The 12,801-nt window shown below is 34.2% G+C and carries 10 protein-coding genes; 1 reads left to right on the forward strand and 9 read right to left on the reverse strand.

Annotated features, from left to right (window positions below; genetic code table 11):
* Window positions 1-5: 5 nt before the first annotated feature.
* The 6 genes from rapZ to ftsH form a co-directional block, all read right to left on the reverse strand.
* Window positions 6-863: an RNase adapter RapZ gene (rapZ, locus tag BN4220_RS00170; protein ID WP_066711894.1), complete on the reverse strand. Its 858-nt coding sequence runs from the start codon at window positions 861-863 to the stop codon at window positions 6-8.
* A 46-nt stretch (window positions 864-909) separates the two neighbouring features.
* Complete coding sequence (gene murB, locus BN4220_RS00175) at window positions 910-1,839, reverse strand: UDP-N-acetylmuramate dehydrogenase (protein ID WP_066711896.1); 930 nt, start codon at window positions 1,837-1,839, stop codon at window positions 910-912.
* A 136-nt stretch (window positions 1,840-1,975) separates the two neighbouring features.
* Entirely contained in the window at window positions 1,976-2,923 is a 948-nt protein-coding gene (locus BN4220_RS00180) for an ROK family glucokinase (RefSeq protein ID WP_066711898.1), read from the reverse strand.
* A 27-nt stretch (window positions 2,924-2,950) separates the two neighbouring features.
* Window positions 2,951-3,877, reverse strand: a complete 927-nt coding sequence (gene hprK, locus BN4220_RS00185) for an HPr(Ser) kinase/phosphatase (protein ID WP_066711901.1) — start codon at window positions 3,875-3,877, stop codon at window positions 2,951-2,953.
* Window positions 3,878-4,239: 362 nt separating this feature from the next.
* Window positions 4,240-6,144, reverse strand: coding sequence for an excinuclease ABC subunit UvrC (gene uvrC / locus BN4220_RS00190; RefSeq protein ID WP_066711902.1), 1,905 nt, complete (start codon window positions 6,142-6,144; stop codon window positions 4,240-4,242).
* Between the two features lie 132 nt (window positions 6,145-6,276).
* Window positions 6,277-8,319 (reverse strand): ATP-dependent zinc metalloprotease FtsH, encoded by a 2,043-nt coding sequence (gene ftsH / locus BN4220_RS00195; protein WP_066711903.1) that lies wholly within the window; start codon window positions 8,317-8,319, stop codon window positions 6,277-6,279.
* A gap of 406 nt (window positions 8,320-8,725) precedes the next feature.
* Here ftsH and BN4220_RS00200 point away from each other — a divergent pair, with 406 nt between their 5' ends.
* The gene (locus BN4220_RS00200) at window positions 8,726-10,330 is read left to right on the forward strand and encodes a CTP synthase (RefSeq protein WP_066711904.1); all 1,605 of its coding nucleotides are present in this window, start codon (window positions 8,726-8,728) and stop codon (window positions 10,328-10,330) included.
* A gap of 217 nt (window positions 10,331-10,547) precedes the next feature.
* On the opposite strand, the gene BN4220_RS00205 is transcribed toward BN4220_RS00200, so the two are convergent.
* The 3 genes from BN4220_RS00205 to BN4220_RS00215 all read right to left on the reverse strand — a co-directional run bounded on the left by BN4220_RS00205 (window position 10,548) and on the right by BN4220_RS00215 (window position 12,579).
* Complete coding sequence (locus tag BN4220_RS00205; protein ID WP_066711905.1) at window positions 10,548-10,994, reverse strand: signal peptidase II; 447 nt, start codon at window positions 10,992-10,994, stop codon at window positions 10,548-10,550.
* Window positions 10,995-11,022: 28 nt separating this feature from the next.
* On the reverse strand, window positions 11,023-11,463 hold the full coding sequence (locus tag BN4220_RS00210; protein ID WP_066711907.1) for a hypothetical protein: 441 nt from the start codon (window positions 11,461-11,463) through the stop codon (window positions 11,023-11,025).
* Between the two features lie 96 nt (window positions 11,464-11,559).
* A complete protein-coding gene (locus BN4220_RS00215) occupies window positions 11,560-12,579 on the reverse strand; it encodes a tetratricopeptide repeat-containing glycosyltransferase family 2 protein (protein ID WP_066711910.1) in 1,020 nt (339 codons plus the stop codon).
* Window positions 12,580-12,801 lie beyond the last annotated feature (222 nt).

Here is a 12,801-nt window from a genome sequence, read left to right on the forward strand (position 1 = left end):
TTACTCTACCCTCTCTGTATGTCCCTATGGTCAACCTTAACTCCATATTCTGTCTTAGCTAAACGCTTCATAAGTTCATTTGCTAATGTCACAGAACGGTGTTTACCTCCAGTACAACCAATGCTAACAACCAGTTGATTTTTCCCCTCTGAAATATAATTTGGTACCAAAAAAAGTAGCATATCTTCTAGTTTATCTAAAAATGTCTTAGCTTCAGGCAATTCCATGACAAAATCTCTAACCGGAGCATCATTTCCTGTCTTTTGTCTTAACTCTGGTATATAGTATGGGTTATGTAAAAACCGTACATCAAATACCAAATCTGAATCTGCTGGTATACCATATTTAAAGCCGAAGGTCAAAATGGTTATATAAAAATTGTGAAATGTTCCATTTTGAACAAATATATTATCAATCTGAAGTTTTAATTCTCGAATTAACAAGTGACTTGTATCAATAATATAGTCTGCCCTTGTCTTTAGTACCTGTAATTTTTCTCTTTCAAGTTCAATTCCTTGATCAATACGGTTTAATCCTGATAAAGGGTGAACCCTTCTTGTTTCTTTATAACGTTTTACTAATACATCTGTGCTTGCTTCTAAAAAAAGGATTTCAGATTTATAACCCAATTTATCAAGTTCTTCTAAACTGTTTGCTAAATCGCCAAAGGCTTGTCCGCTCCTAATGTCGATACCTAGCGCTACCTTATTGATATTTACACTTTCCTTTATTGTAAGTCTAGCGAAGGTTAAAATTAACGGTATTGGAAGATTGTCTACACAAAAGTATCCTGCATCCTCTAACATTTTTAATACCGAACTTTTCCCCGCTCCAGACATACCCGTTACAATAACAAAGCGCATTACAAACTCCTATCTGATGAATGTCTATCGACATGCTATCATTAATTTAATTGATAATTCGTACTTCAGGCTCTAACGTAACACCAAATTTCTCTTTTACAATTCGTATTACATCCTGTATCAATTGCTTAACATCATCTGCAGTAGCATTTCCAACATTAATGACAAATCCACAATGTTTTTCAGATACCATAGCATCTCCAACACGGTATCCACGAAGTCCAGCATCCATAATTAATTTTCCTGCAAAATACCCTTCTGGACGTTTAAATGTACTTCCTGCACTTGGATACTCAAGAGGTTGCTTGTCTTTTCTACGCTGATTTAAGTCATTGATTTTATCTATAATTTCTTCTTTGTTGCCATATTCAAATGCGAATGTGACATCCATAACAATATAGTGCTCTTCTTGGATTATGCTATGGCGATATGATAATTGTAACTCTTCTTTTGAAAGAGTTTTTATTTCACCATCTTTGGTTAACACCGTTGCACAAACGATGCAATCCTTCATTTCGCCACCATAAGCTCCAGCATTCATAAAAATTGCTCCACCAAGGCTTCCTGGTATTCCTGCTGCAAATTCAAAACCAGTCAGACTTTTTTCTGCAATTATCATTGCAAATTTTGAAAGAAGGATTCCTGCAGAACCAGTTACATAAACCATATTATCTTTTTCTACAAATTGAACGTCATCCTTACTTTCTTGTATCTTAATTACAACGCCACGATACCCAGCATCTGAAAATAATAAATCACTACCATTTCCAAGAATAAAGTATGGAACTTTATACTGATTTGCTAATAGAATAACATTCTTAATTATTTGAACATCGGAGGTACTCACAAAATAATCTGCTGGTCCACCAATTCGAAAAGTCGTATGATTTCGTAATGGCTCATCAATTGTTATTTCTATTCCTTTAATTTTCTTCAATTCATCATAGAATTGATTTAGATAATTCTTATCTTCCATGTTGAAATCCCTCTAACTCATTTCTTTATATATAGCTAATGTCTATGAAACTTAACTAAAATTCATTCTTAAAATTTTAACATCTATCTCTTAAATTCTCTTATACGAGTATATCCAATTTAATCAATTTCACAAATTACGAAACTCTACTTAATATTAACTTAGCACAACCATAAATTCCTGCATCGTTACCTAGTTCCGCAAGTCTAAATTCTTTATTCGCTAAAGCAAATATTATATTCTTGTTATAATGTTTCTTAATAGCATCGATTAATATTTCACCTGCTTTGGAAACGCCGCCCCCAATAACAAACACTTGAGGATCTACTGTTGCTGCAACATGTGATAATGCAAGACCTAGATATTTACCAAGATCATCTACCAAGGATAATGCAACTTCATCGGAAGCTTTTGCATGTTCAAAAATATCCTTTGCTGTTATTTCAGGCAAATCTGCAAGGGATGTTGGGATTTTAGTTGTCTTAATTTTCTTTTTGGCTAGTCTAACAATGCCTGTTGCCGAGGCGTATTGTTCTAAGTGTCCATGTCCACCACAACCACAAATGTCTTCTTCATTTGGATCTATTGTAATATGTCCAATTTCACCACCGGCTCCGTTACTTCCCGCAACCACTTTACCACCGATAATGACACCGCCACCAACACCAGTTCCTAAGGTAACCATAACAACATCACTGTATCCTTTGCCTCCGCCCATCCACATTTCTCCAAGAGCTGCGACATTGGCATCATTTGCTGCTGCTACCTTTAATCCTGTAACTTCCCCAAGCTTTTCATTTACATTAAAAATGTCCCAGCCAAGGTTTGCACATTTTAAAACAGTTCCATCTTCGGTAATTGGTCCTGGAACTCCAATACCAACTCCAACCACTAGTTCTTTTTCAATACCTTTTTCCTGCATTTTTGAATGAATTGTTTCAGCAATATCATAAGGAACTTGTTCGCCCTTGTTTTGGGTTCTTGTTACAATCTCCCATTTTTCAAGTAAAACTCCGCTTTCTGTGAATAGGCCACATTTAATCGTTGTTCCACCAATATCAATTCCAAAGCAATACTTCTCCATCTTCTTTAGCCCCCACTTTTTAAAGTACTATTTCTTTTTCATCATATTGTTTGTAACTCGGTTATATAACTCTTGAGCTGCATTATATCCCATTTTCTTTTGACGATAGTTTACTGCTGCTGACTCACAAATAACAGCCAAATTACGACCAGGACGGATTGGGATACTATGGCATACTACTTTATTTCCTAAAAACTCAGTATATTGTTCATCCAACCCTAAACGATCGTATTCCTTATCTTTATCCCACTCTTCTAGTTTTATTACTAAATCTATAGACTGTGTATTCTTAACGCTTTCTACACCAAATAAGGTTTTTACGTCAATAATACCAATACCCCTTAGTTCAATAAAATGTCTTGTAATATCTGGTGCTGTACCGATTAAAGTTTCATCACTTACTTTTTTAATCTCAACAACATCATCCGTTACTAGTCGATGTCCTCTTTTTATTAACTCAAGTGCAGCTTCGCTCTTACCAATGCCGCTCTCTCCCATAATTAATATTCCTTCGCCGTAAACGTCCACTAATACACCATGAATCGAAATTCTTGGTGCCAATTCAACTTTTAACCAACGAATTACTTCTCCCATGAAGGATGACGTTGTTTTTTCAGTACGGAAAATAGGTACTTCAGATTCATATGCTAGTACTTTAAATTCCTCAGATACTTCTATTCCACGGCAAAATACGATACACGGCATTTTAAAACTCATAAGTTTTTTCATAATTCCAGTACCGTGATCTTTCTCCATCTTTTGCATATATGCATGTTCTACATTTCCAATGATTTGAACACGATCAGAATCAAAATAATCAAAAAATCCAGTCAATTGTAGTGCTGGACGATTTACTTCTGGTTGAGTAATCTTTATATTACTAATATCGAGATCTGGAGTACAATTCTCTAGCTTCATCTTTTCCACTAATTTTTCTAAGTCAACTGTATACATAGCGCTCTCCTTCTCTATCCTAAAATTTCTATTATAGAAACCGAAAAATATTCAAATGTTTCTTTAATAGATATTATTAAGAAGTTCTATGAACTTCTTATCATTTAATTTGTGACGCATACAGCGCACCTTTTATTCGAAGTTAAAAAGCAACTTCTAATAACTATCCTCTAAGAAGTCCTACAAACTTCTTATCATTTGATACATGGCGTGTAAAACACGCCTTTTATACGAAGTAAGAAAGTTACTTCTGATCAGCTATCAAACAGAACAAAAAACGTTCCATTATATAGAAGCATTATTATAAACTTCATGATAACATATTCGACTTTTAGGTGCAAGTTTTTAACAATCGTGGATTGCTAAATATTCACTTCATTATTTACTTCTTTATTCTTATTTCTACTATCGATACGAAAGAAGTTATATACTTCCTCAGCAGCTAATTGATTCATTGATGGAATACTCGCTAACTCTTCAACAGTGGCAGCTTTAATTGCCTCTAGTGATTGATAATGCTTCATCAAGGCCCTTCTTCTTGTTGCACCAATTCCTTTAATATCATCTAAAATAGAGTGAACTTGTGCTTTTCCACGTAAAGAGCGGTGATATTCAATGGCAAATCTATGGGTCTCATCCTGGATTCTGGTTATTAATTTAAAGCCTTCACTATGGGTGTCGATTGGTATTTCTACGTTATTAAAGTAAAGTCCTCTAGTTCTATGGTTATCATCTTTTACCATACCACATACCGGAATGTTAAGTCCTAACTCCTCTAATACTTCTAGCGCAATATTTACTTGCCCCTTACCACCATCCATTAAAATAATATCCGGATATCTCGTAAAGCTACCATGTTCCAATCCGATATTTCTTTTCTGAAGCTCTAACGCTTCCTTTTGTCCATGAGTAAAACGTCTTGTTAGAACTTCATGCATGGAAGCATAATCATCTGCTCCTTTTACCCATTTTATTTTAAATTTACGATAATCATTTCTCTTTGGTTTTCCTTGTTCGTAAACAACCATGGAGCCTACTGATTCAAATCCATTGATATTTGAAATATCGAAGGCTTCAATACGTGAGATTGGAGAGAGATCTAACCATTCCTCTAACTGTTTCATGGCACCGATTGTTTTTGCTTCTTCTCTCATTATCTTTTCAGAATCTTGTTGTAATACCAAGGAGGCATTCTTTTCTGCTAACTCTACAAGACGCTCTTTCTCACCTTTTTTCGGCACAATAATAGAAACTTTTTGACCACGTTTTACAGTTAACCATTCTGCAATCAATGACTCATCTTCCACAGGTTCTCCAAGAATTAATTCTTTTGGAATGTATGGAGTGCCTGAATAAAACTGCTTTACAAAATTGGTCATAATATCGCTTCTTGTTTCATTTGCAACGCCTGTCAAGTGAAAATGATCTCTACCAAGCATTTTACCACTTCGAATGAAGAATACCTGAACTACAGCCTCATCTCCTGCAGTTGCAAATGCAATGATATCACGGTCCGTACCATTGGTATCCGTAGCTTTTTGTTTTTGTGATAGTTTCTCTACACTCAATAATAGATCACGATATTCTGCCGCAGTCTCAAACTCTAAGTTTGCAGATGCTTCTTTCATCTTTGCTTCCAGATTCTTCGTTACAATTGCATAATTACCATTTAAAAACTCAATTACTTCATTAATGGATTTCATGTACTCTTCACTGCTAATATACCCCTGGCAAGGAGCATCACACTGCTTTATTTGATAATATAAACATGGACGCTCCTTTCCTATGTCCTTTGGTAGATTTCGATTACAGGTTCTAATGCGATACAAACGTCTTAATAATTCCAAAATGTCCTTCACAGCACCAGCACTGGTATATGGCCCGAAATACTTAGCCTTATCTTTTTTTTGCATTCTTGCAAATAATACACGTGGAAAGTCTTCGTTTATTGTAACTTTAATATATGGATAACCCTTATCATCTTTTAGCATTGTATTATACTTTGGATGATGTTCTTTAATAAGATTACACTCTAACACCAAAGCTTCCATTTCAGAGTCTACAACGATATACTCAAAATATTTAATTTGACTTACCATCTGACGAATCTTAGGAGTTAGATTACGACTACTTTGAAAATATTGTCGTACACGATTTTTTAGACTAATGGCTTTGCCTACATAAATGATGTTATCTTTACTATCGTGCATTATATAAACCCCTGGCTTTGCAGGCAGTTTTTTTAACTCTTCTTCTATATTAAACATAATACCCTCCATGCCATTTGGCAGCTTTGTCATAGGTTTAACTATTGTTTCAACCTATCTTCTATGCCTTTTAGCGTGTAAAAGGGGCCCTGTGTTGTTATATTCACTTTTAACACAGCACCCCTTGAATTATTATAAATCTAAGTTTATTTTTTCAATTACATCTTCTTTTTTATTATTTTGTGAAATTCCATCATCTTTCATTGGGCCTTCACTTGCTTTTCCGTCGTTAATTTCGACATCAATTCTTTCTGTCTTAGAAGCGTTATCTTCTTTTTCAGAATCCAAAACTTCTTTGTTAGAACCCATTCTCTCTTCCTGAACTTCATTATAGATACTCATGAATTCTTTTCCAGTAATTGTTTCTTTTTCAACTAGGAATGCAGCAATTTTATCTAATACATCACGATTGCCAGCAAGCAATTCTTTTGCTTGTTCATAGCATTTCTTTAATAAGTCCATGACCTCTTTATCGATTTCTGCTGCAGTTGCATCGCCACAATTTAATACTGGTCTACCATCAAGGTAGCGATTTTCAACTGATTCCAAACCAATTAATCCAAAGCGATCAGACATACCATATTGAGTCACCATTGCTCTAGCAAGTTGAGTCGCTTTTTCAATATCATTGGATGCCCCAGTTGTTATAGAATTAAACACCAATTCTTCCGCAGCTCTACCACCGTATAGAGTAACGATACGTGTCATTAACTCATCTTTACTCATTAGATATTTTTCTTCCTCTGGAACTTGCATTACATATCCTAAGGAACCCATAGTTCTTGGAACAATTGTAATCTTTTGAACTGGTTCTGCATGTTTCATTAATGCTGTAACTAACGCATGACCAACTTCATGATATGCAACAATCTTTTTCTCTTCTGGTCCAAGAATGCGATCTTTCTTTTCTTTACCTGCAATAACAACTTCTACAGATTCAAATAAATCATTCTGTGTTACTACAGTTCTTCCTTCTTTAACGGCTAAAATTGCAGCTTCGTTAATGATATTTGCTAAATCAGAACCTACTGCACCACTGGTTGCAAGTCCGATTGCTTCTAAGTCAACAGAATCATGCATTAATACATTTTTCGCATGAACTTTTAAAATATCAACTCTACCTTTTAAATCTGGCTTATCTACAATGACACGACGGTCAAAACGTCCTGGACGTAAAAGCGCTTTATCAAGTACTTCTGGTCTATTTGTAGCCGCTAAAATAACAATACCTTTTGATGTATCAAAACCATCCATTTCAGATAAAAGCTGATTTAATGTCTGCTCACGTTCATCATTGCCACCACCATAGTGGTTATCTCTACTTTTACCAATTGCATCAATTTCGTCGATGAATACGATACATGGTGCTTGGCTTTGTGCTTGTTTAAATAAATCTCGAACTCTGGATGCACCTACACCAACGAACATTTCAACGAAATCGGAACCGGATAAGGAGAAGAATGGAACTTTTGCTTCACCCGCAACTGCCTTAGCAAGCAATGTCTTACCAGTACCTGGAGGTCCTACAAGCAATGCACCCTTTGGTAGTTTTGCACCAATACGTGTATATTTACCAGGGTTGTGCAAGAAGTCAACAAGCTCTGTTAAAGATTCTTTCGCCTCTTCTTGGCCTGCTACATCTTTAAAGGTTACACCGGTTTCTTTTTCTACATATACTTTAGCGTTGCTCTTACCAACGCCACCCATCATTCCGCCACTATTTTTAGTAATCATACGGAATATGAACCACATAACACCATAAATAAGTACGAAAGGTAATACATAAGCTAATAAAATATCAACAATTGTTGTACTTTTATCGACAACTTGACGGTCAAGCTTAATATCCTTCTCTTTTAAGGTTTTAATTAAGTCCTCATCATTAATATATCCAGTATAATAATATTTTTTATATAGTCCGTTATCACTTTCTTCGATAGGCTCAATTACAATTCTGTCTTTCTCTAATTGTAACTCAACAGATTTTACCTTATTATCATCAATTAAGGTTAAAAATTCTGTATATGAGATTTGTGTCAAGCTACTTTCTTTTAACTGCTGTGTCATGTATGAAAACATTAAGACAAGCATTAAAGCAGCCAACAAACAAAAGACCCAACCCTTTTTAAATGGATTGCTTTTTTTGTTATTATTTCTATTGTCTCTATTATCCATGGGTACCTCCCTTTTTATATTGCAAATACTAATTCTTTCGTAAATCAATATTCTCAATTCTCATATAGATATTATCATTATAATGATACTTAATTCATAAATCAAGCTATTAAGTTCTGAAATTTTTGTGTCTATATTATAAACAATTCATAGTATTTTATAATTTTTTTGATGTATTGTTTTTATATGGATTATTTTTATTTTTAATTACATTATGTGCAAGTTTTACTTTTTTAAAAGTTTCACTGGATTTCTTTTAGAACAAGTAGTATAATTGTCTTTGTTTTTTTAATATTACTAACAAAGAAGTTAGCGTTTAAAATCTGAATTAGGCCTAGTTTAAGTGACTCTATTAGCCGGTTTGTTTAGATTTTAAATGCTTTTTTTATTTTAGGAGGATGTTTTCATGGGCGTTAAGTACGTATTTGTTACTGGAGGCGTTGTCTCAGGTCTTGGAAAAGGTATCACTGCAGCTTCACTTGGCCGCTTACTAAAGGCAAGAGGTTATCATGTTACAATGCAGAAATTTGATCCTTATATTAATATTGATCCAGGTACAATGAATCCAATTCAACATGGTGAAGTTTTTGTAACAGATGATGGTGCGGAAACTGACCTTGATTTAGGACATTATGAACGTTTTATCGATGAGAGTTTAACCAAACAGTCCAATGTAACTACAGGAAAAATCTATTGGTCGGTTCTCTCCAAGGAACGACGTGGTGATTTTGGCGGTGGTACTGTTCAGGTAATTCCGCATATTACAAATGAAATTAAAAACCGTTTTTATCGTAATGATGGTTGTGATGAAACTCAAATTGCAATTATTGAAGTTGGTGGAACCGTAGGTGATATCGAAAGTCAACCATTCTTAGAGGCTATAAGACAATTTCAGCATGATATCGGTCATGAAAATGCAATTTTAATTCACGTTACTTTAATTCCGTATTTAAAAGCCTCCGGTGAAATGAAAACGAAACCTACACAAGCAAGCGTTAAAGATTTGCAAGGTATGGGAATTCGCCCAGATATCATTATGTGTCGTACAGAATATCCTTTAGAGCCAGGTATTCGTGATAAAATTGCACTATTTTGTAATGTGCCTAGTAGGCATGTATTACAGAATTTAGATGCTGAAACTTTATATGAAGTTCCACTCATGATGGAAGAGGAACATTTAGCCGATGTTGCTTGTGAATGTCTACACTTAGATTGTCCTGCTCCGGATCTTAGCGATTGGGAAAGCATGGTTCATGCCCTTAAAAACCCAACCAGAGAAGTTACCGTAGCTTTGGTAGGCAAGTATACGCAATTACACGACGCTTATCTTAGTGTAGCTGAATCTTTACGTCACGGTGCTGTTGCACACAATGCTTCTATTAAAATCAAATGGGTTCCTTCCGAATCCGTTACTAGCGAAACGGTAGATGAATTATTATCGGATGTCAGTGGTGTTTTAGTACCTGGTGGTTTTGGTGATCGCGGTATTGAAGGTAAAATACTTGCAATTAAGTATGCAAGAGAAAATAACATTCCATTCTTAGGTATTTGTCTTGGTATGCAGCTTGCTCTCGTTGAGGTAGCAAGACATATGCTTGGGTTTACCGATGCTCATAGTGCTGAGCTAGATCCTAGTACAACGCATCCTATCATCCATTTAATGCCTGAACAAGATGGTATTGAGGATATTGGCGGAACTTTAAGACTTGGATCTTATCCTTGTATTTTAGATAAAGATAGTAAAGCATATGAAATGTATGGAACTGATATTATTAAGGAAAGACACCGCCATCGTTATGAAGTAAATAATTACTACCGTGAAGATTTTAAACGTTGTGGGGTAAAATTATCAGGTTTATCTCCAGATGGAAGAATCGTTGAAATGATTGAATTATCAGACCATCCTTGGTTTGTTGCAACACAAGCTCATCCAGAGTTTAAATCAAGACCAAATCGCCCACATCCTTTATTTAAAGGGTTTGTTGGTGCGGCACTTGATTGTACTAGATAATTAGAAATTTTGAATTAACTTAAATAGTGGATATTTATTAATGAGAGATAATACAATATTCTTACATGCAATAGGTCATTCTAAAATATAAATGTATAACAAATTGTTAGTTTTGGCTTATCAGCTTTTATAAATACAGGTTGTTATAAATGATTTCTATGTATCAACTATTACTTAGGATTAACATAGATCCCCCATTTATAACAACCTTTATAATTTAGTTTCCTTTACAAATAGAAATAATTAAAACTAAAAAACACCCTAGAAATATAAACAAATCAGATATATTGAAAATTACTTTCTTTAAAAAAGAAAAACTAAAGTAATCAACTACATACCCACGTTTGATTCGGTCATACAGGTTATTTGCAGCTCCACCAACAATACATGAAATTGCAAATTTAAGTACTTCTTTTCTTCTTTGAGGTAATAATATAACAAAAAATATAAGTACCATTCCAAAGAGTATGCCAGAAATTGTGACAACAGTCTCTTTTCTATCCTCTAGGAAATTAAGAAATGCGCCTTTGTTATAATATTTTGTGACAATGATTTTTCCATTAAGAATTTCTTCATCGGCCCCAAGTTTTTTATTCTTTTCAATATAATCTTTGATAAAATAATCTGCCAAAAAGATTACCACTACCAAAATCAGATAAATCATATGACCTCCTCTTTTCTAGAAACCCATATCATGCTTCAACTGCCATAGCACAGGGGACATAATTTAGCAACATTTCCTTCGCTTCTGACATTTTTACATTACGTAAGGATGGATAGTGAATGCATACCTTATCACATTCCTCTAATTGCTGTAATCGTTTTTTTATCCTAGTATATTCAGGATCATAAAACAATTTTACATTCTCATACTCTAGTAATGCCGTCATTTTAGAGAATGCACAAGAGAGCTTTAATATATTCATATCGCTTTCATAAATTTCGATGTTAGCATCTGGCGCTAAATTTAAAAGCTCTCTAATATGATAACCCAATCCATACCCATAAACAATATATGTATTTACTTTCTCACTATACCATTTTTTTGCCTGTAAAAATGCTTCTTTTCCTATAATATGATTCGAATGCATATAAAACTTTGTGCCGTTCGCATCTTTTGCTCCAATTGTCATTGCACCTGATGTTGTAAACTCCAGCTTTCTCTGTTTGTGTCACCAATTCTCTATTTTGCTCAAATATCTTTTGTATTGTACCTAACATAGTTTGACTCACCCCTCTATCATCCATTCGTCAGCTAATTTTCTATAGAGTTCTTCCTGCGTTATATCACCAAGCATATGATAACAATCTGCTAAACGATTTAACGGATAATCTCCACCATAATGTATGTTTAAGTCTGGAGTTGTTTCATAGGCTGCATTATAGTACCACAACGATGCTTCTATGTAATCATTCGCTAAGTAATAGTACTCTCCAAGTTGATAACATATTTCAGAAGAGGCCTCGTTTAATGCTACGTTTTTTAAACATACTTTGAAAAATTCGTGAAAATCATGGCGAGCTAAGCAAGCCTTTGCAATTACACATTGATATTTCTTTATTTCATCGATATCTGTTTCTTTCTCCATTATTTCTAAAAAGTAGGGCTCTGCTTCTTTAAAATCTTCAACGTCACCAGCAATATATAATTCTCTTGCGTACATACCGTTTAGTTTTTTTGATAACATTTTATGTTTTTTAATCGCTTCTTTATATATATGAAAGTCTCGTTTTACATGATTGCTGGTAGGCATGTGAATGATTTCAATATCGCTATCAAAAATTACTGGTTCGAGCGACACCATTTCATGCAACGGATCTACCCATAAAAATGTCCTTAGTCGTTTATAAAGCTTCGGACGATATTCCGCATCGTAATTATATGTTGTATTATGTAGGAGCTGATTTGTGTATAACATTTGAACAATATCAAATTCTGGTATCAATGTCTCTTTTAAAATTAAAAATTTCTTTATATTTTCTTCATCAATGACCTCATCTGCATCCGCCACATAAATATAATCCTTTGTTGCTTTTGAAAAGGAAAAATTTCTAGCTGCTGCAAAATCATTGACCCATTCAAAATCGTAAACATTATTTGTGTACTTTTTTGCTATTTCTTTCGTATTATCACTAGATCCAGTATCTACGATAATAATTTCATCTACAATTGTTTGCAAACATTGTAGGCATCTTTCAAGCACTTGTTCTTCATTTTTCACAATTAAACATGCACTAATGCTTACCATAATACCACTCCCTTTTTATCGATATGTTCATTTTTTACACAAAAGAAAAATAGAACCAGCCTCGCAACTGGTTCTTTTAATAATTACATTGAATTAACATGTCTATTAATCACTTTTTTCAGATATGAACAATTTAGTGGTACGTTTTATAAAAATCAATCTTGGTTTAAAACACCACTCTTAATCTTTAAGCGAATACAGGGTATAACCTAAGTTCTAAGA

The organism is Clostridium sp. Marseille-P299 (assembly GCF_900078195.1).
Taxonomy (GTDB): Bacteria; Bacillota; Clostridia; order Lachnospirales; family Lachnospiraceae; genus Lachnoclostridium.

Excerpts from the sequence above, each read along its gene's own strand:
- rapZ (WP_066711894.1), bottom strand. The coding sequence starts at position 863 with ATGCGCTTTGTTATTGTAACGGGTATGTCTGGAGCGGGGAAAAGTTCG.
- murB (WP_066711896.1), bottom strand. The coding sequence starts at position 1,839 with ATGGAAGATAAGAATTATCTAAATCAATTCTATGATGAATTGAAGAAA.
- BN4220_RS00180 (WP_066711898.1), bottom strand. The coding sequence starts at position 2,923 with ATGGAGAAGTATTGCTTTGGAATTGATATTGGTGGAACAACGATTAAA.
- hprK (WP_066711901.1), bottom strand. The coding sequence starts at position 3,877 with ATGTATACAGTTGACTTAGAAAAATTAGTGGAAAAGATGAAGCTAGAG.
- uvrC (WP_066711902.1), bottom strand. The coding sequence starts at position 6,144 with ATGTTTAATATAGAAGAAGAGTTAAAAAAACTGCCTGCAAAGCCAGGG.
- ftsH (WP_066711903.1), bottom strand. The coding sequence starts at position 8,319 with ATGGATAATAGAGACAATAGAAATAATAACAAAAAAAGCAATCCATTT.
- BN4220_RS00200 (WP_066711904.1), top strand. The coding sequence starts at position 8,726 with ATGGGCGTTAAGTACGTATTTGTTACTGGAGGCGTTGTCTCAGGTCTT.
- BN4220_RS00205 (WP_066711905.1), bottom strand. The coding sequence starts at position 10,994 with ATGATTTATCTGATTTTGGTAGTGGTAATCTTTTTGGCAGATTATTTT.
- BN4220_RS00210 (WP_066711907.1), bottom strand. The coding sequence starts at position 11,463 with ATGACAATTGGAGCAAAAGATGCGAACGGCACAAAGTTTTATATGCAT.
- BN4220_RS00215 (WP_066711910.1), bottom strand. The coding sequence starts at position 12,579 with ATGGTAAGCATTAGTGCATGTTTAATTGTGAAAAATGAAGAACAAGTG.